The 23,111-nt window shown below is 61.8% G+C and carries 20 protein-coding genes; 6 read left to right on the top strand and 14 right to left on the bottom strand.

Annotated features, from left to right (window positions below):
- Positions 1–99 precede the first annotated feature (99 nt).
- Complete coding sequence (locus ACOKS3_RS21800) at positions 100–1,260, top strand: MFS transporter (protein WP_422763011.1); 1,161 nt, start codon at positions 100–102, stop codon at positions 1,258–1,260.
- Between the two features lie 29 nt (positions 1,261–1,289).
- On the opposite strand, the gene ACOKS3_RS21805 is transcribed toward ACOKS3_RS21800, so the two are convergent.
- Positions 1,290–2,072, bottom strand: a complete 783-nt coding sequence (locus ACOKS3_RS21805) for a lipopolysaccharide biosynthesis protein (RefSeq protein WP_422763054.1) — start codon at positions 2,070–2,072, stop codon at positions 1,290–1,292.
- Positions 2,073–2,228: 156 nt separating this feature from the next.
- The gene (locus ACOKS3_RS21810) at positions 2,229–2,990 is read right to left on the bottom strand and encodes an SDR family oxidoreductase (protein WP_422763010.1); all 762 of its coding nucleotides are present in this window, start codon (positions 2,988–2,990) and stop codon (positions 2,229–2,231) included.
- A gap of 173 nt (positions 2,991–3,163) precedes the next feature.
- Here ACOKS3_RS21810 and ACOKS3_RS21815 point away from each other — a divergent pair, with 173 nt between their 5' ends.
- Together ACOKS3_RS21815 and kdsA are read left to right on the top strand one after the other, a co-directional pair.
- Positions 3,164–4,165: an NADP-dependent oxidoreductase gene (locus tag ACOKS3_RS21815; RefSeq protein WP_103449639.1), complete on the top strand. Its 1,002-nt coding sequence runs from the start codon at positions 3,164–3,166 to the stop codon at positions 4,163–4,165.
- 57 nt (positions 4,166–4,222) lie between these two features.
- Positions 4,223–5,065: a 3-deoxy-8-phosphooctulonate synthase gene (gene kdsA, locus ACOKS3_RS21820; RefSeq protein ID WP_060483789.1), complete on the top strand. Its 843-nt coding sequence runs from the start codon at positions 4,223–4,225 to the stop codon at positions 5,063–5,065.
- Between the two features lie 423 nt (positions 5,066–5,488).
- On the opposite strand, the gene pyrF is transcribed toward kdsA, so the two are convergent.
- The gene (gene pyrF / locus ACOKS3_RS21825; RefSeq protein WP_054886624.1) at positions 5,489–6,190 is read right to left on the bottom strand and encodes an orotidine-5'-phosphate decarboxylase; all 702 of its coding nucleotides are present in this window, start codon (positions 6,188–6,190) and stop codon (positions 5,489–5,491) included.
- Positions 6,191–6,374: 184 nt separating this feature from the next.
- Here pyrF and ACOKS3_RS21830 point away from each other — a divergent pair, with 184 nt between their 5' ends.
- Positions 6,375–6,542 (top strand): DUF2897 family protein, encoded by a 168-nt coding sequence (locus tag ACOKS3_RS21830; protein ID WP_103449638.1) that lies wholly within the window; start codon positions 6,375–6,377, stop codon positions 6,540–6,542.
- Between the two features lie 61 nt (positions 6,543–6,603).
- Here ACOKS3_RS21830 and ACOKS3_RS21835 read toward each other — a convergent pair whose 3' ends face one another.
- The 11 genes from ACOKS3_RS21835 to ACOKS3_RS21885 all read right to left on the bottom strand — a co-directional run bounded on the left by ACOKS3_RS21835 (position 6,604) and on the right by ACOKS3_RS21885 (position 20,126).
- A complete protein-coding gene (locus ACOKS3_RS21835) occupies positions 6,604–6,933 on the bottom strand; it encodes a ComEA family DNA-binding protein (RefSeq protein ID WP_103449637.1) in 330 nt (109 codons plus the stop codon).
- A gap of 117 nt (positions 6,934–7,050) precedes the next feature.
- Complete coding sequence (locus tag ACOKS3_RS21840; RefSeq protein WP_422763009.1) at positions 7,051–9,060, bottom strand: polysaccharide biosynthesis protein; 2,010 nt, start codon at positions 9,058–9,060, stop codon at positions 7,051–7,053.
- 42 nt (positions 9,061–9,102) lie between these two features.
- Positions 9,103–10,107, bottom strand: coding sequence for an MraY family glycosyltransferase (locus ACOKS3_RS21845; protein WP_422763008.1), 1,005 nt, complete (start codon positions 10,105–10,107; stop codon positions 9,103–9,105).
- Positions 10,104–11,036: a UDP-glucose 4-epimerase family protein gene (locus ACOKS3_RS21850; RefSeq protein ID WP_422763007.1), complete on the bottom strand. Its 933-nt coding sequence runs from the start codon at positions 11,034–11,036 to the stop codon at positions 10,104–10,106. The genes ACOKS3_RS21845 and ACOKS3_RS21850 overlap by 4 nt, the downstream gene beginning before the upstream one ends.
- 44 nt (positions 11,037–11,080) lie before the next feature.
- Positions 11,081–12,190, bottom strand: coding sequence for a glycosyltransferase family 4 protein (locus ACOKS3_RS21855; protein ID WP_422763006.1), 1,110 nt, complete (start codon positions 12,188–12,190; stop codon positions 11,081–11,083).
- Complete coding sequence (locus tag ACOKS3_RS21860) at positions 12,187–13,332, bottom strand: glycosyltransferase family 4 protein (RefSeq protein WP_103449632.1); 1,146 nt, start codon at positions 13,330–13,332, stop codon at positions 12,187–12,189. The genes ACOKS3_RS21855 and ACOKS3_RS21860 overlap by 4 nt, the downstream gene beginning before the upstream one ends.
- Entirely contained in the window at positions 13,329–14,225 is an 897-nt protein-coding gene (locus ACOKS3_RS21865; RefSeq protein WP_422763005.1) for a GDP-mannose 4,6-dehydratase, read from the bottom strand. Before ACOKS3_RS21865 ends, ACOKS3_RS21860 begins: the two co-directional genes overlap by 4 nt.
- Positions 14,225–15,256, bottom strand: a complete 1,032-nt coding sequence (gmd, locus tag ACOKS3_RS21870) for a GDP-mannose 4,6-dehydratase (RefSeq protein ID WP_103449630.1) — start codon at positions 15,254–15,256, stop codon at positions 14,225–14,227. Before gmd ends, ACOKS3_RS21865 begins: the two co-directional genes overlap by 1 nt.
- A gap of 344 nt (positions 15,257–15,600) precedes the next feature.
- Entirely contained in the window at positions 15,601–17,001 is a 1,401-nt protein-coding gene (locus ACOKS3_RS21875) for a TolC family outer membrane protein (RefSeq protein WP_422763004.1), read from the bottom strand.
- A complete protein-coding gene (locus ACOKS3_RS21880; protein ID WP_103449628.1) occupies positions 16,998–18,323 on the bottom strand; it encodes an HlyD family type I secretion periplasmic adaptor subunit in 1,326 nt (441 codons plus the stop codon). The genes ACOKS3_RS21875 and ACOKS3_RS21880 overlap by 4 nt, the downstream gene beginning before the upstream one ends.
- A 12-nt stretch (positions 18,324–18,335) precedes the next feature.
- Complete coding sequence (locus ACOKS3_RS21885; protein WP_422763003.1) at positions 18,336–20,126, bottom strand: type I secretion system permease/ATPase; 1,791 nt, start codon at positions 20,124–20,126, stop codon at positions 18,336–18,338.
- Positions 20,127–20,713: 587 nt separating this feature from the next.
- On the opposite strand from ACOKS3_RS21885, the gene ACOKS3_RS21890 reads away from it, so the two are divergent.
- Both ACOKS3_RS21890 and ACOKS3_RS21895 read left to right on the top strand, forming a co-directional pair.
- On the top strand, positions 20,714–21,595 hold the full coding sequence (locus ACOKS3_RS21890) for a hypothetical protein (protein WP_422763053.1): 882 nt from the start codon (positions 20,714–20,716) through the stop codon (positions 21,593–21,595).
- 17 nt (positions 21,596–21,612) lie between these two features.
- Complete coding sequence (locus ACOKS3_RS21895; RefSeq protein ID WP_422763002.1) at positions 21,613–23,007, top strand: DUF4214 domain-containing protein; 1,395 nt, start codon at positions 21,613–21,615, stop codon at positions 23,005–23,007.
- Positions 23,008–23,111 lie beyond the last annotated feature (104 nt).

The raw sequence follows: 23,111 nt of genomic DNA on the forward strand, positions 1-23,111 counted from the left end.
CGGGTGTGCCTTGTTGGGTGTTTGGGCTGAGGGCAATGTCCCCTGTACCGGCCCCGCGAAAAGGCCGGTACTGACAACCCAAGAACCAGGACCGTACCTATGCCCTCGCGCTACTCCCCCGCCCTGCTGGCCTTCGCCCTGTGCCTGATCACCCTGGCGGTCAACCTGCAGGCCCCGCTCTATATCACCTACGCCGACCTCTCCGGCCAGGGCGCCGCAGCCACCGCGGTGGCCTTCTCCGGTTACGTGGTGGGCGTGCTGCCGGTGTTGCTGGCCCTGGGCGGGCTGGCCGACCGGGTCGGGCGGCGGCCGCTGATCCTCGCGGCGCTCATGCTGTCCATGGTCGCCACCTTGCTCATGCTGTTCGCCCCCAGCCTGCAAACCCTCGGCGTAGCGCGCTTCTTCCTGGGCCTGGGCACAGGCCTGGCATCAACCACGGCAACGGCCTACATGGCTGAACTGATGGGCACCGGCAGCAGTGCGCGTGCCGCCAATTGGGTCACCGCCAGCACTTCGCTGGGTTTTGGCCTGGGCGCGGCGCTGACCAGCCTGTTCCTGCTGCGTGGCCCGAGCCTGACACCCGGCAGCTTCCACCTGCAATTGCTGCTTGGCGCGGTAGCTGTGCTGCTGGTATGGCGCTTGCCCGACCCGCGGCCGGCACAGCGCAGTGCCATGCTGCGACTGCCCTGCTACCCGGGTGGTAGCGTGGTATATGGCTTGGCCATTCTGCTGGCCTGGGCCTGCGTCGGGCTGGTGATCGCCCTGCTGCCTGGGATCCTGCGCCAGCACAACTTGAGCGCATGGTCGGGGTTTTCGACGTTCTGCGTTATCAGCTGCGGCCTGCTGTTCCAGCCGCTGGCCCGGCGTATGTCCAGCCGCACGGCCACCCTGCTGGGCCTGGCGATCCTGCCGTGCAGCTATGCCTTGCTGGCCTGGGGCGCCGAAAGCGGCCGCCTGTGGGCGGTGCTGGCCGGCGCGGTGGCAGCCAGCAGCGCCTGCTATGGTTTCATCTACCTCGGCGGACTGGCGGCGGTGAATGAACTGGCCGGGGCCGAAAAGACGCGTGCCAGCGCGGGGTTCTTCCTGCTGGCCTACCTGGGCTTCAGCGTGCCGGTGATCTTGACCGGGGTACTGAGTGACCGCCTGGGTTCGGGCGTGGCCTTGCTAGGGTTTGGCGGGGTCTTGCTGTTGGGGTGTGTGGCCGTTGCCGGAGCGCTGCAGGGCGTAGGGCAAAGCGCGCAACAAGCCAGCAGCCATTGAGCCGATCATGATCTGCTGGGAGTAAACGGTCACGCAAGGTGGTTGCACAGTAACGCCTGTGCAGCGCTGCCAAGGATGATCGCCTGGGCCTGCTCGACAGTGATTTTCGGGATGACCGAATCCGGCATTTTCGACGTGGCAGAAAGGTTGTAGACGGCAAAGTCTTCGCCGACCACTCGATCGGCCATCAGCTTGAACGAGGGCAGGATGCGCCGTTGATAGGCCTCGTCCAGGTGGCAGCGCGAAACCGCCTGACCTGGAGTTTCATAAAAGCGCCCCACCGACTGGTCGAGGTCCACACCCACCAGGAAAACCTGGTTGAAGCCCAGATGACAGGCAATTTGCAGCGCGGCATACGCCACCGTGCGGGCATCGAAAAAGCCTTGCGAGAGGTCTTTGCTGAAGCCTACAGAGCGCGAGCGGTTGCCCCAGAAGGCACGGCTGCGCACCACGGCCGGATCAGGATTGAACAGTGAGTCGAACAGGCGCGAGCGCGCCGCCTTGGCCAGCGGGAAAACCTGCGCCTTGGTCGATACCGGCAGTGCTCCGACTTCACTTGGCCAGATCGCCAGGCGCCGGCTGAGGCGCACCGCCTTGGCGTAAAGCTCAGGCTGCTGGTGGGCAAACCCGGTATCGGTACACAGGTAGAAGTACGGACGCGGGCCCTGTTCCGAGAACATCGAGATCGCGCCGTTGAGCGTGATCATCGGCACATTGGCGAAGCGCTGCATGGGGAAGCCCTTTGCCGAGGCCCCCGACGCGACGATGAACACGGGCCCCTCGGCAATCCCACGACAGGCCGCGAAGTCCATGATCGAAGGATGCCGGGCTGGCTTGTTGCCACTTTCTGCTTCCACTGTTGCCCCCAGATTCCGAGAAGCAAAAGTATAGACAGCCGACAAAAAATCCGCATTTACACAACTTAACGTTCTGCGTCAAGATGTTGCGCGATACATTTCAACCTCGGCTCAAATCGCAGTTGCCCCACCATCTACCGTCAAACTGTGCCCGGTGGTAAACGCCGCCCCGTCACTGCACAGGTACAGCACCGCACTGGCAATTTCCTCGACCTTGCCGATACGCCCGACCGGGTGCATCGCGGCGGCAAATTCGGCCTTGCGCGGGTCTGCCTCGTAAGCGCGGCGAAACATGTCGGTGTCAATCACCGCCGGGCACACGGCATTCACCCGGATGCCCTTCTTGGCATACTCGATGGCCGCCGACTTGGTCAGGCCGATCACAGCATGCTTGGAGGCGGCGTAGATGCTCATCTTCGGCGCCGCACCCAAGCCCGCCACCGAGGCGGTGTTGACGATCGCCCCGCCGCCCTGGGCCAGCAACAACGGCAGCTGGTATTTCATGCACAGCCACACGCCCTTGACGTTGACGCCCATGATGGCGTCGAACTCCGCCTCGCTACCCTCGGCCAGGCGCCCCTGTTCGATTTCGATGCCGGCATTGTTGTAAGCGTAATCCAGCCGCCCGTAGGCCTCGATGGCCCGCTCATGCAGTTGGCGCACCTGGGCATCCTGGGTCACGTCACAGGCCACGAACAGTGCTTCACCACCCGCCTCGCGAATCGAGGCGACCGTGGCCTCGCCACCGGCCGCGTCGAGATCGGCCACTACCACCTTCAGGCCCTCGCGGGCAAAGGCCAGTGCCGTCGCCCTGCCGATACCCGCCGCACCGCCGGTGACCAAGGCTACCTGGCCGGAAAAAGTCATGCTCATCGTCTGCTCCTGGGGGGTGATGAATTGGCCCTGAGTCTAGTCAGCCCGCCGCCCGGCTGGGCAGCATCATCAAGGCAGCGGTTGAGCTACCATGCTTACCAGTGATTTTGCGGACCAACCTGCATCAGCGGGTTAAATTGACTGCTGTACCTCATCGCCCACAAGGACCTGCCATGACCCAGACCAACCGCCGCTTCCTGCTTGCCAAACGCCCGGTCGGCGCCGTGCGCCGAGACGACTTCACCTTCGAGACGGTACCTGCCGAAGCCCCTGCCGCCGGCCAGATCCAGGTGCGCAACCTGTACCTGTCGCTGGACCCGGCCATGCGCGGCTGGATGAACGAAGGCAAGTCGTATATCCCGCCCGTCGCCCTTGGCCAGGTAATGCGTGCTCTGGGCGTCGGCGAAGTGGTCGCTTCCAACCACCCGGACTACAAGCCCGGCGATCATGTCAGCGGCGCCCTCGGCGTACAGGACTACTTCACCGGCGAGCCACAGGGCCTGCACAAGATCGACCCCAGCCTCGCCCCGCTGCCCCGCTACCTCTCGGCCCTGGGCATGACCGGCATGACCGCCTACTTCGCCCTGCTGGAGGTCGGCCAGCCCAAGGCCGGCGACACCGTGGTCATTTCCGGCGCAGCCGGCGCGGTGGGCAGCATCGTCGGCCAGATCGCCAAGCTCAAGGGCTGCCATGTGGTCGGCATCGCCGGTGGCGCGCAGAAGTGCCAGTACCTCAAGGACGAACTGGGCTTCGACGGCGTGATCGACTACAAGACCGAAGACGTGCTGGCCGGCCTGAAGCGCGAATGCCCCAAGGGCGTTGACGTGTACTTCGACAACGTCGGCGGCGACATCCTCGACGCCGTGCTCACCCGCATCAACTTCAAGGCGCGCATCGTCATCTGCGGCGCCATCAGCCAGTACAACAACAAGGAAGCCGTCAAAGGCCCGGCCAACTACCTGGCACTATTGGTGAACCGCGCCCGCATGGAAGGTTTCGTGGTGATGGACCACGCCAAGGACTATGGCAAGGCCGCACAGGAGATGGCCGGCTGGCTGGCCACCGGCAAGGTCAAAAGCAAGGAGGACGTGGTCGAAGGGCTGGAGACGTTCCCCGAGACGCTGCTCAAGCTGTTCAGCGGCGAGAACTTCGGCAAGTTGGTGTTGAAGGTGTGAGTCTGTAAGATTGGCTATCGCCACTGAAACCAGTGACTGGGATTTGCAGAGTAGACCATGATCAAGATCACCCCAACCATCGAGTGCTCCAACACCGCCCCGTTCGTCCTCTTCGGCGGCATCAACGTGCTCGAGTCCGAGGACCTGGCCCTGACCGCCTGCGCCGAGTACGTCCGGGTTACCGAGAAACTGGGCATCCCTTACGTGTTCAAGGCCAGCTTCGACAAGGCCAACCGCTCCTCGATCCACTCCTACCGTGGCCCGGGCATGGAAGAAGGCCTACGCATCTTCGAGAAAGTCAAAGCCGAGTTCGGCGTACCGATCATTACCGACGTGCACGAGATCTACCAGTGCGCGCCGGTCGCCGAAGTGGTCGACGTGCTGCAGCTGCCCGCCTTCCTGGCCCGCCAGACCGACCTGGTAGTGGCACTGGCCAAGACCGGTAAACCGGTCAACATCAAGAAGCCGCAGTTCCTTAGCCCCTCGCAGATGCAGAACATCGTGCACAAGTTCAAGGAAGCCGGTAACGACCAGCTGATCCTGTGCGACCGTGGCACCTGCATGGGCTACGACAACCTGGTCGTGGACATGCTCGGTTTCGGCGTGATGAAGCGCACCTGCGACAACCTGCCGATCATCTTCGACGTGACCCACGCCCTGCAGAACCGCGACCCGTCCGGCGCTGCCTCCGGTGGCCGTCGCGAGCAGGTGGTCGACCTGGCCCGTGCCGGCATGGCAGTTGGCCTGGCTGGGCTGTTCCTGGAAGCTCACCCTAACCCGGACCAGGCCAAGTGCGACGGCCCAAGCGCCCTGCCGCTGGACAAGCTGGAGCCGTTCCTGGCGCAGATCAAGGCGCTCGACGACCTGGTCAAAGGTTTCCAACCGCTGGTTATTGCCTGATTCGAGGGTAATAAAAAGGTTCTTCACGCAATGTCGGGATAGTGCCTACGGTCTGCTTGCCGGGAGATTGGGTGAAGACTGCCAAGGGTTTGTCTCGTGTTCTGAGTTGATGCGCAGATCGAGCGCCGCCCGCGCGGCGCATCGCGAGCTGCGCTCGCTCCTACGTTGTTTCGGGCCAATTATTCCTGCGTGATTTGCGCGCGGACGCCTTGGCGCATGGCGGGATATCGCGTCGTACCAGCAAGGCGGTCGCGCGCGCCTGCCACAAGCGTTACTGGCCAGAAACAAACGTAGGAGCGAGCGCAGCTCGCGATGCGCCGCGCGGGCGGCGCTCGATCTTACTGACGCTAAAAATGCTGTGGCGTGCGCTCAAAAAAAGGGCCGACATGCACTGTGCATGTCGGCCCTTTTTATTGGCTGATATCAGCCGCGGATCTCTGCCACCACGGCTGCCAGTGCCTGGGCCGGATCTGCCGCCTGGCTGATCGGGCGGCCGATCACCAGGTAGTCGGAGCCTGCATCCAGCGCCTGGCGCGGGGTGAGGATACGGCGCTGGTCATCCTGGGCACTGCCCGCAGGGCGAATGCCCGGGGTGACCAGTTGCAGCGCCGGGTGCGCAGCCTTCAGCGCCGGGGCTTCCAGTGCCGAGCACACCAGGCCGTCCATGCCCGCCTTTTCGGCCAGCGCCGCCAGGCGCAGCACCTGCTCTTGAGGGTCTACGTCCAGGCCGATACCGGCGAGGTCTTCACGCTCCATGCTGGTCAGCACCGTCACGCCGATCAGCAGCGGCTGCGGGCCACTGCGCTTGGCCAGCTCTTCGCGGCAGGCAGCCATCATGCGCAGGCCACCGGAGCAATGCACGTTGACCATCCATACCCCCATCTCGGCAGCAGCCTTCACCGCCATGGCGGTGGTGTTGGGGATGTCGTGGAACTTGAGGTCGAGGAACACCTCGAAGCCCTTCGCGCACAGGGTTTCGACAATGCCCGAAGCGCTGCTGGTGAACAGCTCCTTGCCAACTTTTACCCGGCACAGGGCGGGGTCGAGCTGGTCAGCCAGCTTCAGGGCGGCGTCACGGGTAGGGAAATCCAGGGCGACGATCAGGGGCGTCTGGCAGGCGGACATGGTCGGGTTCTCTTGGCAAGTCGTAAACGGCGCGCATTGTAAACGAAGTGGCACAGGCTTTGGGGGCCGCGGGTCAACGGAATTGGCCCGGCAAGGCGTGATGCCTATAATTGAACCAACGGAACCGGCAACTGCTCAATATTTGTACAAGCACTGCCCCATGACGCTGACAGGAGAACACACGATGCCCTGGTATGCCTGGCTGATACTCATCATAGCCCTCGGCTCGATCATCGGCGGGCTGATGATGTTGCGCGATACGGCGAAAAAGCTGCCCCTGACCGAGGAACAACTGCGCAAGGTGCATGAACGCAATGCAGAGGCCGATGCCAAGGATGCCCAGGACCGGTAAGCAGGAACGCTGGCAATGAGGGCGGCATTGCATGGCGCAAGCGCCGCCCTGCAAACGCGTGTTACTCCACACTCAACTTGTCGCGATTACGCTCCAGCAGCGCATTGCCGATGCCTTTGATCTCCAGCAGTTCATCCACTGAAGCAAACGCCCCATTGGCCTCGCGATAGGCCACGATGGCTTCGGCTTTGGCCTTGCCGATGCCATTGAGTTCTTTTTGCAAGGTTGCGGCATCGGCCTGGTTGAGGTTCAGCAGGGCTGAGCCGGTGGTTTTCTGGCTCACCATCGGTACCGGCTGAGCGACCGGTGTATCTGCCGGCGCGGCGCTGACCGAAAACGCGAGGCCAGCGAACAGGGGCAGCAACAGGTAGGAAAGAACGGTATTACGCATACAGACACTCCTTCGGATGGATTAACGAGGCAGCGTTTCCTTGGCTGCCTGCTCAAAGTATCGATCCGAAGGGGGCCTGCGAAGCGGCTGAATCCGTGCTTGCTGTAGGAATCAGCGTTACCTGTCCTTGTGCTGCTGTTGATACAACCAGTCAACGATCTCACCTTCTGGCGAATAACCGTTGACCAGCTCGCGCAACAGATGCCGGATCCGGCTGAAATCATCTTCCGCCACCGCCTTGAGCAGGGCAGCCAGGCGCTCGCGAAGCACATCCCAGGGCAGGAAGTCTTCGTTGGCGGTCATGATCATCGGGTGCACGGTCGGCGAAACGTCGTCTCCGATCAGCAACTCCTCGTAAAGCTTCTCTCCCGGCCGCAAGCCGGAAAACTCGATGGCGATATCGCCATGGGGGTTGCCAGGGCTGCGCACGCTCAGACCGGATAGGTGAATCATCTTCTCGGCCAGCTCGACAATTTTCACCGGCTCGCCCATGTCCAGCACGAACACATCCCCGCCCTGCCCCATGGCCCCTGCTTGCACCACCAACTGTGCAGCTTCGGGGATGGTCATGAAGTAACGGGTGATCTTGGGGTGCGTGACCGTGAGCGGCCCACCAGCCTTGATCTGCTGATGGAACAGCGGAATCACCGAGCCTGAGGAGCCCAGTACGTTACCGAACCGCACCATCGTGAAGCGGGTCTTGTTCACCCGTGAAATCTTGCTGCTGTCGCCATACATCACTGGCGCAGCTTCGCGGCTTAGGGCCTGAAGAATCAGCTCGGCGAGGCGCTTGGTGCTGCCCATGACGTTGGTCGGGCGCACAGCCTTGTCGGTAGAAACCAGCACGAAGTTGGCGACGCCTGACTGCAACGCGGCCTGAGCGGTGCACAAGGTGCCATAGACATTATTGAGGACGCCCTCGGCCATGTTGTGCTCGACCATTGGCACATGCTTGTAGGCAGCCGCGTGGTAGACCGTGTCGACCCGCCAGGTACTCATGATGTCGACCAGGTGCTGCTGGTTGCGTGCCGAACCAAGGATCGGCAGCAGGCGTACCGACAGCGACTCACGGGAAATGCGCTGCTCCAGCTCACTGAGAATGCTGTACAGGTTGAACTCGCTGTGATCGAACAGCAGCAGGGTCTTGGGCTTGAGCCCGATGATCTGCCGGCACAGCTCCGAACCGATCGAACCTCCGGCCCCGGTAACCAGCACCGTCTGATTCTTGATACAACGCTCAAGCAGTTCGTCCTGCGCCGGCACCGGGTCGCGCCCCAGCAGGTCGGCAATGTCGACGTCCTGAATGTCATCGACCTTGACCCGGCCGCTGGCCAGGTCGGCAAAAGCCGGCACGCTGCGCACGTGCAGCGGGTACGGCTCGAGGAAGGCGAGGATTTCCTTGCGCCGGGCCCGGGAGGCACGGGGCAAGGCCAGGAGGATCTCCTGGGCGCCGCTTTCCTTGATCATCTGCTGCAAGTGCTTGGGCTTGTAGACTTGCAGGCCGGAGATGACCCGGTTGGCAAGATCACTGTCGTCGTCGATGAACGCCACAGGGCGCATCACTCGGCCCATGCGCAATGCCGCCAGCAACTGGTTGCCGGCTGTACCTGCACCGTAGATGGCGACCTTGATCAGGCCATCGTCGCGGTTGGCAAAGGGAATCTGGTGGTTACCCGTGAACCAGTCACCGAGGAAGAACTGGCGCATGATCAGGCGCAGGCCGCCGATGATGACCAGGCTCAGCCACCAGTAGTTGAAGATGATCGAACGCGGTACCACGACCTTGTGGTTGCTGTACCAGTAGACCACCACGGCCAGGATCAACGACGACAGAGTGACAGCCTTGATGATGGTGACCAGCGCGTCGTTGCCGAAGTAGCGCATTACCGCGCGGTACATGCCGAAACGGATGAACAACGGCACAGCCACTACCGGTGCGGCGAGGAACAGCCAGGTGTGTTCCAGGATCGGGTTGTACATGTCATCGATGCCCAAGCGCACGATGAACGACAGCCACAACGCCAGCCAGATAAGCAGCATGTCGGTGCAGACTTGTATCAGGCGCTTCTGCCGCCGTGACAGGTTCACCAGGAACTGGCGCAGCCTGTCTTTGTTTGCATCGCTCATCCAGCTCTCCTCAACGTGCCATGCCCGGCTTGCTCGACCATGTTATTCCCGCTTCCCGGCATGGTATTTGATCGCTAGCAGTATAAGAGGGAAATAGGCCACGATGGTTCCCGTTGCGCCGTCCAGCCCTAGCGCCACGACCGCCAGCGCCACTGGCAACAACCAGCCCAGGTTGATGGCCGCCACCGCCAGGCTTACCGGCCGGTGGCTACCCTGCTGACGTGAAGCATACTGATAGGCATGGCTACGATGCGCCTCGTAGACGCGCTCGCCGCGCAGCAGCCGTCGCACCAGGGTAAAGGTCGCGTCGACCACGAATACACCCAAAAGTATTAACCACCCCCAGAAGAGTAGCGGGTTTATCCAGGCAGCCTGCAACGCCAGCAGAGCCAGCACGATACCCAGGAAGCCACTGCCGGCGTCCCCCATGAAAATACGCGCTGGCGGGAAGTTCCAGAACAGGAAGCCGGCCACCGTCGCAGCCAGTAACATTGGCAGCCACAGCGCCTGCGGATAGCCACTGACCAGGTACAGCAGGCAGCCTCCGATACAGGCACAGATGGCTTCGATGCTGGCGATGCCGTCGATGCCGTCCATGAAGTTGTACAGGTTGAGCAGCCACACCAGGTACAGCATCCCGAACAGCGCACTTAACCAGGCGCTGTCCAATGCCCATCCGAACACCATCAGCGGCGGCATGCCTCCCATCCAGTAAAGCCCCCAACCTGCGGCCACGAAGTGGCCAAGCAGGCGCCATCGTGCAGCGATATGGCCGTGGTCGTCCATGAAACCGATCACCGCCACCAAGCTACCAGCGCCGAGAAGGGCGACCAGCAGCGCTGGCGCCACCATGCCAGCCCAGCCCAGGGCAAGCGCGCCCAGCAGGAACGAGAAGACGAACGCCAGGCCACCACCACGCGGGGTCGGAAGGGCGTGCGAGCTGCGCGCATTGGGGATGTCCAGCAGGCTGCGCGCCAGGGCATAGCGGCGCAGCCCCGCCGTCATTGCCAGCGCGGCCACGCCAGCCAGTAGAATCAGCCAGATCATCGATTTTGAGCGTCCAGAAAAGCGCGAGCGGTCAGGTTGAGCCCTTGCTCCAATTTGAAGGGAGGGGTCCAGCCAAGCAACTGGTGATTCTTGGTGATGTCGACCTGCAACGAGCCTAGCAGGCGCTGCGCCAGATCACCGCGCCCCAACACCCGCGCCGCCGCGTGCAGCAGCGAAGGCGGTACTGGCAGCAACCGCGCCGGGCGGCCCAGCGCCTGGCCGATGGCCCGCAACAACTGGCTCAGGGTCACGTCCTGGCCATCGCTGGCGAGGAACACCTGATTGGCCGCCTGCGGGTGATCGAGGCAAGCCATCACCAGATCGACGAGGTTATCCACGAACACCAGGCTGCGGCGGTTTGGCAAGGCACCGAGCGGCAGCGGCACACCCCGCTGCACCCAGCGCAGCATGCTGAGGAAGTTAGCCTTGACGCCCGGTCCGTAGACCAGCACCGGGCGAATCACCACCACTTCCATACCGGTGGCCGCCGCCAGCTGTAGCAAGCCCTGTTCGGCTTCATGCTTGGATACCCCATAGGCATCCTGCGGCGCAGGCGTGTCGTCGGCGCGCAAAGGCTGCCCAGGCTGGCTGAGTTCGCCATTGACCTTGATCGAACTGATGAAAATGAAACGGCGCACCCCGGCAGCGGCGGCTTGCTGGGCGAGGTTGAGGGTGCCATCGACATTGACCCGGCGGAATTCGGCCTGGCTGTCATTGGCGTTCTCCTGCATCACGTGCACGCGGGCCGCGGCGTGTATCACCGCGTCGACACCGGCTAGCGCAGATACCCAGTCGGTCTCAGCGGCCAGCTCGGCGTCACGACGTGACGGGGCGCGGACACTGAAGACGCCCAGCATGTTCAGTTGGCGGCACAGGGCACTGCCAACGAAACCGCTGGCGCCGGTGACAAGAATCGTTCGACTATCCATGCAAGTTATTCTTATCTAAAGGCTGAAGCAGGCATGCTTGGGGACTACAGCAAGCTACGGTACAGGTCGGCATAGGCCGCCGCCATGGCCGGCGCGGTGAAAACTGCTTCGTAACGTTCCAGGGCCTTGGCCCCCATGGCCTGGGCCATGGTGGGGTCATCCCAGAGGCGTTGCATGGCGTGGGCCAGCGCCGGAGCGTCACGCGGCGGTACCACCAGCCCGGTCTGCTCGGCCAGGTTGATGTACGTGGTGCCCGAGCCCATCTCGCAGGAGATCAGCGGCTTGCCGAACATCGCTGCTTCCAGTAACGAAATGCCGAACGACTCGGAACGCAGGTGCGAGGGGAACACGAAGCCATAACAGAGCTCAAGCAATGCCGCCTTGTCTTCATCAGCCAGGCCACCGAGGAAGTGCACATTGCCCAGCCCCAGATCAGCGGCTTGCTGCTTCAGCTCACCCTCAAGGAAGCCACCGCCCATGATCACCACCGGCAAGCCGTTGATCTTGGCGGCCTGTAGCAAGTAGTCCAGGCCCTTGTAGTAGCGTAGCGCGCCGACGAACAGGAAGAAGCGCTCCCCCAGCCGCTCGCGCCAATAGGCCAGCTTGCTGACCGAAGCCTGCGGGTACGTGGCCCGGTCCAGCCCGTAGGGGATGATCGAGACCTTGTCGTGGAAACGCGTCAGCACCGGGCTGTGCGCCGCGTAGTTGGGCGAAGACGCCACCACCCGGTCAACGCTGGAGAAAAACCGATGCATCAGCGGCTGATAGAGTTTCAGTAACCACTTCTGCTTGACAATGTCCGAGTGGTAACTGACCACCGTCGGCTTGTTCAGTCGCGCCAGGAAATGCACCAAGTCCATGTACGGCCAGGGGAAGTGGTAATGCACGACGTCAGCTTGACGCGCCAGTTCGGCAAAGTCTTTCAGCGCCGACAAGGAAAACCCCGTCGAAGCCAGGTGCAGATCGAGCTTGGAACGGTGAGTCAGGTGGTTGGCGACCCGCTCATTGCGAGCTGCACCGCGGTCGCTGAGGTAGAGCACTTCGGAATCGATGCCTTGGGCGCGGGTGCCTTCGGCGATCTGGAAGATGACCTGTTCGATACCCCCCATGGAATCGGGGTAATAGGTTTTGAAAAAGTGCAGTACCTTGATCATCGTCCCTCACTGACCTTCCGGTAAACCTCGATGGTGGCCTGAGCACAACACTCCCAGGAGAAGCCGGCTGCATGGCGCAAGCCCTGCTCCACCGCCGACAGGCGCCAGCTTTCGTCCTCCAGCCCCTGGCGTAACAGGGCGCTAAGGCCCTCCACGTCATCCGGCGCGCACATGAGCGCGGCCTGCCCTGCCACTTCTGGCAACGACGAGCTGTTGGAGCACACCACCGGCACGCCCGAGCTCATCGCTTCGAGCACTGGCAAGCCGAAGCCTTCGTAGTGCGAGGGGAAGGTGAAAAGCCGCGCTCCGGCATACAGCAGTGGCAGGTCTTCACTGGCCGCGAAACCCAGATAGCGAGCCCAGCCCTGTTGCTGCGCTTGGGCGATACGCTGGTGGATGGCCTCGCTGCGCCAACCATGGTAGCCGGTGAGGACCAACGGCCAGCGCTGGCGCAGCGCCAGCGGCAGCTTACCGTAGGCGTCCAGCAGGGTTTCGAGGTTCTTGCGCGGCTCGATGGTACCGACAAACAGGCTGTAGCCGCCCGCCTCCAGGCCATGGCGGGCCAGCGTTTCGCGCAGGGCATCGCCGCTGCGAGGGTAGAACTCGGGCGAACTGGCCAGTGGCACTGCGTGGATGCGCTCGATGGGCCAGGCGAAATAATCGGCCAGCTCCTGACGCGTGTAGTGCGAATCGGTGATCAGCGCGTCGGCACGTTCGAGCGTGAGCTTCAACTCTTTCTGCAGGTAGCGCGCGATTTGCGGTGCATGACAATGCGCCCAGGTAAACGGCGACAGGTCGTGGAACGTTGCCACACTGCGCCCGGCAAACGGCGGCAAGTAGTAATTGGGGCTGTGGTAGAGATGATCCTCATGCCCCTTCAGCGCGCGCTTGCGCAGGTACGGCATCAGCCGCCGGTAGGCCTCGACGGCCAGTGCGTTCTTCTGCACAAGGCGCTTCAGGCCATGCACCGCGTCGGATTGCTCGGCCGCGCTCGGCAAGGCCGGCAAGAACCGCCGCCCGGCAAAGAACTGCAGGTCGGTGATTTCGCTACTGCTTTGCAGCCGGGTGGCCAACTCGTAGGTGTAGCGCCCGATGCCGGTCAGCGGGAAGCGGACCGGCTCGACGGAAAGGATGAGCTTCATTTACCCGCAAGCATCCAACCCAGGGTTTCATCCAGCGACGGGGTTTGCCAGCCCGGAACCAGGGCGCGCAGGCGGCTGTTGTCGCCGCAGAGGGTCTTGACCTCGTTGGCCCGAACGAACGCCGGGTTGACCTGCACCTCGATCTGATGGCCGGTGATGGCCGAGCATTTGGCGATCACTTCGCGCAGCGAGTGGGTTTGCCCGGAGCTGACGTTCACCGTCTGCCCCACCGGGCGCGCTTCGATCAGGCCACGGTAGGCCTGCACCACTGCCCGCACGTCGCTGAAATCGCGCCAGACGTCGAGGTTACCGAGTTCAATGGTGGCCGCCTTGCGCTTGAAGTGCGAGACGATCTTGGGCAGCAGGAAGTTTTCCGCCTGCCCGACACCGGTGTAGTTGAAGGGGCGCGTGATGACGATCGGCAAGCGATCGAACCACAGGCGGGCCATGTATTCCATGGCCAGCTTGCTGACCGCGTAATCGTTGGCTGGCGCCGGCAAGGTCTGCTCATCGAGCATCCCTTCGGAAACATTGCCATAAACGTTGGCGCTGCTGGCAATCAACACACAATCCGGTGTTTTGCCGCAGGCCGCGATGGCTTCGAGCAGGTTGCGTGTACCCACCAGGTTGACCTGGTAGAACGCGTCGGCTGCACCGTGACCGACAAAGGCGATGGCAGCCAGATGCACAACGACATCCGGCTGCAGTTCGGCCAGCAATGCGCGCAGGCCAAGGCCGTCAGTCAGGTCGACCTGATGATAATCAGGTGCCTGCAACGGCTGGCTGCCCGTCCCTATGACTTCATAACCACGGGCTCGCAGTTCGGCTGCCATATAGCGACCGGTGAAGCCCTGAATCCCTGTGATAAGCGCGCGTTTGCTGGCCATTTGCATCAGAACGAGAACCCTTTTTCGTTACGACGCAGGTCAGCTTCGACCATCATGCGGCACAGCTCTTCGAGGCTGGTTTTCGGTTCCCAACCCAGTACTTCCTTGGCCTTGACCGGGTTGCCGATCAGCAGCTCGACTTCCGCAGGGCGGTAGAATTTCGGGTTGATCACGACCAGCACCTTGCCAGTGGCGGCGCAGGTGCCCTGCTCGGCTTCGTCCTTGCCGCTCCACTTGATTTCGATGCCGGCAGCCTTGAAGGCCATCGAGACGAAGTCACGCACGGTTTCGGTGCGGTTGGTGGCGAGCACGAAGGTGTCTGGCACGTCAGCCTGCAGCATGCGCCACATGCCTTCGACGTATTCCTTGGCGAAGCCCCAGTCGCGCTTGGCGTCGAGGTTGCCCAGCTCGAGCTTGTCGAGCAGGCCCAGTTTGATCTTGGCCACCGAGTCGGTGATCTTGCGGGTCACGAACTCACGGCCACGCAGCGGCGACTCGTGGTTGAACAGGATGCCGCTGGTAGCGAAGATGCCGTACGACTCGCGGTAGTTGATGGTCATCCAGTGCGCGTACAGCTTGGCCACACCGTACGGGCTGCGCGGGTAGAACGGGGTATCCTCGACCTGCGGGATAGCCTGGACCTTGCCGAACATTTCCGAGGTGGACGCCTGGTAGAAGCGTACCTTCGGGTTGACGATGCGGATGGCTTCGAGCAGGTTCACCGCGCCCAGGCCGGTGATTTCAGCGGTGGTTACCGGCTGTTCGAAGGAAACACCCACGAAGCTCTGCGCCGCGAGGTTGTAGACCTCGGTGGCTTCGGTGGTCTGCAGCAGACGGATGCTGGCCGACAGGTCGGTGAGGTCGTACTCGACCAGGTGCAGGTTAGGGTTGGTGTGGATGCCCAACTCCTCGATGCGCCAGAAATTGACCGAGCTGGTGCGCCGGTAGGTGCCGTAGACGGTGTAGCCCTTCTCCAGCAGCAGTTCCGCCAGGTAGGCGCCGTCTTGACCAGTGATCCCAGTGACGATTGCTTTCATGCGACTTAACCAACTCCGATAGTGCCGTGCGGGCATGTGTGAATGTCAGACCGGCGCGGGCGATTCCTGCCTCGCGCGTTAAGGTTCGATGACGGAGTATACATCTGTTGGGCAGCGTACTCGACTCGGAAAAAGCGGCCGCGCGCCAGCAGGTAAAAATGCCACCTGTGCAGGGTATAAGCGAGGTTTTTCAGCAGCAACCGGACGCCAATCGACAAGGGGCGTACGATAAATTCCAGAAGCGGGCGTTTCCAGCGAAATGATCGTAGGAAATTTCGGAAATGCTGGATGGGATTGGGGCGGCGCTCGATCTCACAAACGCCGCACCCCCACGGCAAACCCAATCAGCGCCCTACGTCCAGCAATGCCACATCACCACCTGGAAGACTGGTCTCCGGCACTGGGCTCAGCCATACATTGACGTGATCGACACTGTCCTGATTCAACTCCCCCGCCCAGCGGTTAAGCAGGAACAGATTGGTGATGAAGTCGTACTGTGACTTCAGCAGATCACGACGAGCCTTGAACTCGTTCTGCACCGCCGTCAGCACATCCACCGCGTTGACTACGCCGAAAGTGAAGGCCTTCTGCGCCGCCACGCTCGACTTCTGGGCCGACGACAAGGCATTGCGGTTGGCGCGGATCTTCTCGACGCTGGACTGGGCGGTCAGATAAGCCGTGGTGGTTTCCTTCACCACCTGCCGACGAATGCCCTCGGCCTGCTCCTCGGCCGCCAGCTGGTCGTCATACAAACTGCGCACCCGGGCCGAAGTGGAACCACCGCTGTAGATCGGGATCTTCACCCCCAGCGAGGCCACATAGCTATCGCTGCGCGGCGCCTGGGTGTTGTCATAACCCTGGTCGCTCTGCTGGGCGCTCAGGCTCAGGCCCAGTTGCGGGTAATGCTCGCCCTTGCCCTCGCGCACCGCCGCGTTCGCCGCCTCGGCGCCGCTCTGGGACGCCTTGAGCATCGGGTTGGTCTCCACTGCCTGGGTGATCCAGCTTTGCAACGGCCGGGTCGGTGCCTGCAAGGCCACATCGTTGCGCACCCGACTCAGCGGCTCGGTCACTGGCCGGCCGACGATTTCGGCCAGGGCCTCACGGCTTACCTGCACTTGGTTGCGCGCATCCACCTCTTGTGCCGCCAGGGCATCCACCCGAGCCTGCATGTCGAGCTTGTCGGTGATCTTGGCCATCTGCCGGTCGAACATCATGCTGACGCGGTCGAGGTTTTTCTGCGTGGCGCGGCGCTCGGCCTGCACCAGCGCCAGCTCATCGTCCGCCGCCAGGGCAACGAAATAGCGCTTGGCAAGATCGACGGTGGCCTCGGCCAGGGTGTCTTCGGCTTGCTGGCTCTGCTGCGCCTTGACGCTCTTGGACTTCTGGTAACGCTCCCAGGCCGGCTTGTTGTACAGGTATTGGGTAAGGCTGAGCGAGTAGCTCTCGTTGTTGTATATGTCGCGCGTAAGCTCGTTCTTGCGCAACACGCGGCTGGAGTTGGCGTTGGCCGACACCTGAGGCAGCAACTGGCCAAAAGCCTCTCGCTGCTTCTCGGCAGCGGAACGCGCACGGGCATAGCCGATCAGCACACGCGGGTCTTCAAGCCGGGCTTCGCGATACAAGCCCGCCAGGTCCAGCGCGTAGGTCGACGCCGAAACGCCCTTCGGGCTTTGGTTTTCAACAGCCACCGCCTGCCAGGCGGCCACGCACATCAGTACACCGGGTAGCAAACGCAGCACAATCATTCCTCGATCAGCGATTCGGCAAACATGTTGCGCGCCGGCTTCAGCAGGTACTGCAGCATGGTGCGGTCGCCTGCGTTGATGAGGACTTCAGCCGGCATGCCGGGTTGCAGCTTGCGGTTGCCGAGCTTTTTCATGCCGTCTTCGGTGACGTTGACGCGCACGAGGTAATATTGATCGCCGGTGCGCTCTTCGGTCAGGCTGTCGGCCGAGATGCGGGTCAAGGTGCCTTCGATGACCGGAGTGGTAGCTTGGTTAAAGGCGCTGAAACGGATGTCTGCCGTCTTGCCCAGCTCCAGGCGGTCGATATCCTTGGTCGCCACCTTGGCTTCGATCACCAACTCCGAGGAGGCCGGCACGATGTCCAGCAAGGGGGTAGCGGCACTCACCACACCACCGATGGTGTGCACTTTCATGTCCAGCACCATGCCGCTTTCGGGCGCACGGATGACCACTCGCGACAGGCGGTCACGCAGGGCTGCTTCCTTTTCCTGCAGGTCGAACACCTTGGCCTGGGTATCGGCCAGTTCGTTGGCCACGTCGGCGTCGAACTTCTTTTTCAACTGAACGATCTGCAGCTCGGTCTCGCCAATCTGCAGTTTGGTCTTGGTGATGCTCGACTCATGGTCGGCGACTTCGGTCTTGAGCATGTCCAGCTTGCGCTCCTGTTCGAGCAGGCGCTGGTTGTCGACGAAACCTTCGGCGAGCAGTTCCTTCAGTTGCTTGATCTCACCACTGTAGGATTTCTCCAGGCCAGTCTTGGTGCGGATCATGTCGTTGAGGCCGGCGATCTGTTGCTTCATCTGCTCGATGCGTTCGCGGTTGACCGAAATCTCGCCCTGCAAGGAGTCACGTCGGGCCTTGAACACTTGCTGTTCACCGACCAACGCCTCGTTGGCGCGGTCCGAGTCGGTGCCCTCCATGGTCACGCCGGGAATCGCCGGCAGGCCATCGCGCTCGGCGCGCAGGCGCGCTTCTTTATAGCGAGCGACGATCAGCTGGTTGCGGGTGGACTCGTATTCGGAACTCAGCTGGCTTTCGTCCAGCACAATCAACGGGTCGCCCTTTTTCACCAGGTCGCCGTCGCGGGCATGCAGCTCTTTGACGATGCCGCCTTCCAGGTGCTGAACGGTCTTGCGGTAGTTCTGCACAGTGACCGTACCGGAGCCATGCACAGCGTTGCTGAGCGGCGCGAAGGCCGCCCAGGTGCCGAAAATGCCGAAGGTGACAAAGACGATGGTCAGGCCGATGCGGCGAATGCCGCGGTCGGAGGTGGGCATGTCGTCGAAATTGTGGTCGAACGTGGTGATCGCTTTACTGCTCATCTGAAAATCCTTTTACGCGCCAGTGCTGCTGGTGACCGCTGGCGCAGCGGGGGTGGCCGCTGGGGGAACCGGGTGAGGTGCAGCGGGTGCGACGGGCTGGGCAACGCGCTGCTGGGCCTTGGCCTGTTGCGCCGCAAGCTCGGCGATGACGCGGTCGCGCTCGCCGTACAACGAGAGGGTGCCGCCGGCCATGACCAGGATACGGTCGAGGCGCGTGAGAATGTTCGGCCGGTGCGACACGATGAACACCGTGGCGCCGGTCTGCTTGAGTTTCTGCAGGGCCACGCCCAGCGCACGCTCGCCGATGTCGTCGAGGTTGGAGTTGGGCTCGTCGAGCACGATCAGCCGCGGGTTGCCGTAGAGCGCGCGGGCCAGGCCGATGCGCTGGCGCTGACCGCCGGAGAGGTTGATGCCGTCACTGCCGATGACCGTGTCGTAGCCGTCGGGGAGCATCAGGATCATTTCGTGCACGCCGGCCATTTGCGCGGCCTCCACGACTTTTTCCGGGTCGACCTTGTCGAAGCGGGCGATGTTTTCGCTGATGCTGCCTTCGAACAGTTCGATGTCCTGTGGCAGGTAGCCAACATGTGGGCCGAGGGCTTGCTTGTCCCAACTGGCGATATCGGCGCCGTCGAGGCGGACTACGCCGTGCTGAGGCGGCCAGATGCCCATAAGGCCGCGCACCAGGGTGGACTTGCCGGCGGCGCTTGGCCCAACGATACCAACGATGGAACCGGCAGGGGCGACAAAACTGATGCTGCGCAGGACTGGAGCTTTTGCGCCGGGGGGCGCGAGGATCAGGTTTTCCACCTGAATGTGACCTTCCGGCGCGGGCAATGGCATGCGCTCGGGCTCTTTTTTCAGGTCGTCCATGACTTTGTTCAGGCGATCGTACTGGACCTTCGCGGAAACGAAGCCCTTCCAGCTGGAGATTATCTGGTCTATCGGTGAGAGCGCTCGCCCCAACAGCAGCGAACCGGCCATCAGCAGCCCAGGGTTGATTTCGTGAGTGACTACCAGGTAAGCACCAATGGCCAGCATGAATGACTGCGACAAGATGCGGAACGTTTTTGAGGCAGAGCTGACGATCCCGCCCTTATCGCTCGCCTCGGACTGCAGCAACATGATGTTGCGCTGGCGCTTGGCCCAACGATTCATCAACGTTTCCAGCATGCCCATCGACTCGATCACTTCGGCATTGCGCAGTGTCTTGGTGGTGATCATGTTGGAGGCAACGTTCTCTTTGTTCGCGGTCGCCAACGCCTTGCCCGTCACCCGATGATTGACCACAGCCAGCACCGCGAGCACAACGCCGCACGCCACTGTCATCCAGCCGAACCATGGGTGGAACAGGAACATCACGGCGGTATAGATGGGGAACCAAGGTGCGTCGAAGAAGGCAAAAAGCCCTGGACCAGTGAAAAACTGTCGCAACGAGGTCAGGTCGTTGAGCGATTGCGCCGTGGCATCGGCACCACCGCTATTGAGCGCACGCTTGAAGCTGGCCCGGTAGACATCACGGCTGAGCATCACATCAAGCCGGTTGCTGATGCGCACCATGATGCGCGAACGCACCCATTCCAACGCCCCCATGGTCACCACCAGTACCGTCAGGATAAGTGTGAGCATCAGCAAGGTGGATGTGCTGCTGGAAGGGACGACACGGCCCGACACCTGAATCATGAAGAAGGTGGGCACCAGCATCAGGGCATTAACGAAGAAGCTGAAGAAACCGACCGAAAGGAAGCTGCTTTTACAGGCTTTAAGGGCGGACTGCAGGTTATTTTCGGATAGTGAACTCATGGTATCCATACGCGAGGAAAGCGAAAACGGCCGGCAGTGTAACACCCACTTGCGACTACGGAGTGCATTGGTCGGGTTCCGGCGATCAGAGAACTGACGAAATGCCGGCTAGTTGACACTTTCATGAAATCGTTGGCGGCCGCGTAAGACCGTCGCAATCCACAGCCAACGTAGCTGTTCAACAGCCTGAAAGTTACACGGCACATTGCCACCAAACACCGGGCAGAACCCTACGGATGGCGCCTACGACCGGGTAGCCTGTTTTTTTATTACCCCGACGAGCCCGAAAATTGACGCCTATCAAAACGATCGTTCCAATATCATGATTTTGCTATTTTTTTCATGTCATATATATGACCTAGCAGGCAGTACCGTTATGCCCTTGCAACCCAGCAGCGACGCGGCTGAGCCGATTTAGTTCGTTTTTTTAATGAAATTTTTTTTAATCATCGCGGTTGACAAGCTTTTCTCACCGCTGCATCTTCGCGGCTTGCAGGGAGCCATCACTGGCCGTATTGGTTACGCACAGGTTTGAGCAAGTTAGCTGCCAGTGTTGTACGTAAAAGGAGCTTAACAAAGCCATGTCTATGCCTTCGCAACCGCTTGACGGCCTGAAGATCAGTTCGCGGGTGACGTTGCTCGAACCCGGCATGTACATCTTCCGGTACGCCTCGCAGCCCCCGGCCGACAAGCCCGTGTGCATTGCCTTGCAGCAAGCGCCCCTGGGCAAAGGCTCCATCGACTTCTTCCCGGCCGAAGGCGTCAGCAAGAACATGCTGACCAAGCTCGGCGACACTATCGTGGCGCGGGTCAAGGGTGGGGTCACCACCGTCCTGATCACCGAATACCACATGTTCGACGACGTGATCGAACCGATCGACCTGCGCATCGACCGCATCGACAACTCCCCTGCCATCATGCGCACCTTTGCCGTGGTGTCCAGCACCGAGCCAGCCCCGGCCATTGCCAGCAGCGCAGCACCAACGCCTCTCGAACTGACCGCGCACCTGCAGCGCTCAGGCGAGGTGGTGTCCAGCGAAGGCTGGGTCGGCATGCCAAACAGCGACGAATTCATCGAGAGCTTTGCCATCAACTGGCCGGATAAACCGGCCGGTGTCGACCTGCTCTACACCTGCATGGTCGCCGGCTCCGGCCCTAGCCGCAACGTATCCACCGGCACCTTCGTCGGCGTACGTGGCGAAGGCCTGCCGCTGATCTGCACCGGATTCAGCCTGGTCGGCCCACAGCGCAAACGCTACGAACTCACAGGCCACATCGTGTTCGGCAACGCCGAGCCGCAGCGCCTGGTCTCCAATCAGATGATGCATGGCCCCACCGGCACCGAGCCGTTGGTGGCGCTGCATATCGCCGTTACTCCCGTTACGAAGATGAACGCTGCCCGCTCTAAGTCTCCGTGGGAACACTCTGCGCAACCGCAGAAAATCAGTGCAACAAGCCAACTGGCTTGAAGTAACAGGAATACACAATGCAATACGATAATCCCGTAGCGGAACTGCAAGACCACCTGGCAGCGTCCTCCCTGTCGGCCACCACCGTCGACGCCATCAGCTCGCTGCTGGGCCTGGACGCTGAAGGCGCAACCGTCAACGTTGCTACCTTCGACGGCGTGAACCTGGTTCTGCCAGAAGGCGGCAACGCCAACGTGGTAACCGGCGTAGTCGTTGGTGCCCAGCACGACCAGGTAGTGGTTGACCTGACCGCAGCCCAGGCTGCCGGCGCCAACACCTTCATCCTGGAAAGCGACGCCAACCTGGTTGTCAATGTTCCGACTCCGGCTGCCCAAGTTGCCACCCTGGCCGCTACTGGCCAAGTCGACCAGATCGTCACCACCGGTAACGGCGACGACCTGATCACTGTTGCTGGCGACCAGAACGTCTTCATCGACGCAGGCAACGGCAACGACACCATCATCACCGGCAACGGCAACAACACCGTGGTCGCTGGCGCTGGTAACAACTACGTGAAGACCGGTTCGGGCACCGACACCGTGATCCTGAGCGGCAGCAACCACGCTGACGTGGTCGACACCGGCGAAGGCTTCGACGTTGTTCAGCTGGATGGCGCACGTAGCGACTACAACTTCGCTGTCGGCAACAACTACAGCGTCAACCTGACCGGTAACCAGACTGCGCTGATCTCCAACGCAGAGTTCCTGACCTTCGCCAACGGTGACACCGTAGCTCTGGCTCACAGCGAAGCCGAAGCCACCGTGCTGCGCATGTACGAAGGCCTCCTGGGCCGTGACGTTGATGCCAATGGTGCGCAAAACTACGCATCGGAGCTGGCAGCTGGCACCTCGCTGCAAGACCTGGCCAACTCGTTCCTGAACTCTACCGAGTTCTCCAACACCGTGAGCGCGGTCGACATCAACGAGCTGTACCAAGCTCTGCTGGGCCGTGATGCCGAAGAGGCTGGCATCAGCAACTGGCAAGCCGAATTGGCCAAAGGTGTCAGCCTGTCTGATATCGCTGCAGCCATCTCGACTTCTGCAGAAGCTCAGGCACTGAACGAGTCGAACGCCGACTTCGTATCGAACCTGTACAGCAATGTACTGGGTCGCGAAGTTGAAGCCGAAGGCCTGGACAACTGGGTAAACCTGCTGTTCAACGGCACCAGCCGTGCGGACGTTGCCAAAGCCATCGTGGGCTCGGAAGAAGCTGGTAACAAGTCCAACAGCGACTTCATCGACGCTCTGTACCAGTCGGCACTGGGCCGCGACGCAGAAGACGCAGGCAAAGCCAGCTGGATGGCTGTCCTGGAGAACGGTGGCACTCACGCCGACGTCGCTCTGGGCATCGTTGGTTCCGCCGAAGCTGCTAACCACATCGACAACGTCGTTGTGCTGCACGGCCAGGTGTAACTAGCCCTGCTGTAGCCCGCATATGCCCGGCCGCAAGGCCGGGTATACGCCAAAGGGGCGACTTCCGGGTCGCCCCTCTTTTTATTTTTTGTAGCCAAGCCAAG

Source organism: Pseudomonas sp. HS6-2 (assembly GCF_049325675.2).
In the GTDB taxonomy this organism is placed as follows: domain Bacteria; phylum Pseudomonadota; class Gammaproteobacteria; order Pseudomonadales; family Pseudomonadaceae; genus Aquipseudomonas; species Aquipseudomonas putida_N.

Coding starts and splice junctions, on each gene's coding strand:
- ACOKS3_RS21805 (WP_422763054.1), bottom strand. CDS start 2,072: ATGGACTTCGCGGCCTGTCGTGGGATTGCCGAGGGGCCCGTGTTCATC.
- ACOKS3_RS21810 (WP_422763010.1), bottom strand. CDS start 2,990: ATGAGCATGACTTTTTCCGGCCAGGTAGCCTTGGTCACCGGCGGTGCG.
- ACOKS3_RS21830 (WP_103449638.1), top strand. CDS start 6,375: ATGCCCTGGTATGCCTGGCTGATACTCATCATAGCCCTCGGCTCGATC.
- ACOKS3_RS21850 (WP_422763007.1), bottom strand. CDS start 11,036: ATGGATAGTCGAACGATTCTTGTCACCGGCGCCAGCGGTTTCGTTGGC.
- ACOKS3_RS21855 (WP_422763006.1), bottom strand. CDS start 12,190: ATGATCAAGGTACTGCACTTTTTCAAAACCTATTACCCCGATTCCATG.
- ACOKS3_RS21840 (WP_422763009.1), bottom strand. CDS start 9,060: ATGAGCGATGCAAACAAAGACAGGCTGCGCCAGTTCCTGGTGAACCTG.
- ACOKS3_RS21835 (WP_103449637.1), bottom strand. CDS start 6,933: ATGCGTAATACCGTTCTTTCCTACCTGTTGCTGCCCCTGTTCGCTGGC.
- ACOKS3_RS21815 (WP_103449639.1), top strand. CDS start 3,164: ATGACCCAGACCAACCGCCGCTTCCTGCTTGCCAAACGCCCGGTCGGC.
- ACOKS3_RS21890 (WP_422763053.1), top strand. CDS start 20,714: ATGCCTTCGCAACCGCTTGACGGCCTGAAGATCAGTTCGCGGGTGACG.
- ACOKS3_RS21845 (WP_422763008.1), bottom strand. CDS start 10,107: ATGATCTGGCTGATTCTACTGGCTGGCGTGGCCGCGCTGGCAATGACG.
- ACOKS3_RS21895 (WP_422763002.1), top strand. CDS start 21,613: ATGCAATACGATAATCCCGTAGCGGAACTGCAAGACCACCTGGCAGCG.
- kdsA (WP_060483789.1), top strand. CDS start 4,223: ATGATCAAGATCACCCCAACCATCGAGTGCTCCAACACCGCCCCGTTC.
- gmd (WP_103449630.1), bottom strand. CDS start 15,256: ATGAAAGCAATCGTCACTGGGATCACTGGTCAAGACGGCGCCTACCTG.
- ACOKS3_RS21880 (WP_103449628.1), bottom strand. CDS start 18,323: ATGAGCAGTAAAGCGATCACCACGTTCGACCACAATTTCGACGACATG.
- ACOKS3_RS21860 (WP_103449632.1), bottom strand. CDS start 13,332: ATGAAGCTCATCCTTTCCGTCGAGCCGGTCCGCTTCCCGCTGACCGGC.
- ACOKS3_RS21800 (WP_422763011.1), top strand. CDS start 100: ATGCCCTCGCGCTACTCCCCCGCCCTGCTGGCCTTCGCCCTGTGCCTG.
- pyrF (WP_054886624.1), bottom strand. CDS start 6,190: ATGTCCGCCTGCCAGACGCCCCTGATCGTCGCCCTGGATTTCCCTACC.
- ACOKS3_RS21885 (WP_422763003.1), bottom strand. CDS start 20,126: ATGAGTTCACTATCCGAAAATAACCTGCAGTCCGCCCTTAAAGCCTGT.
- ACOKS3_RS21865 (WP_422763005.1), bottom strand. CDS start 14,225: ATGCAAATGGCCAGCAAACGCGCGCTTATCACAGGGATTCAGGGCTTC.
- ACOKS3_RS21875 (WP_422763004.1), bottom strand. CDS start 17,001: ATGATTGTGCTGCGTTTGCTACCCGGTGTACTGATGTGCGTGGCCGCC.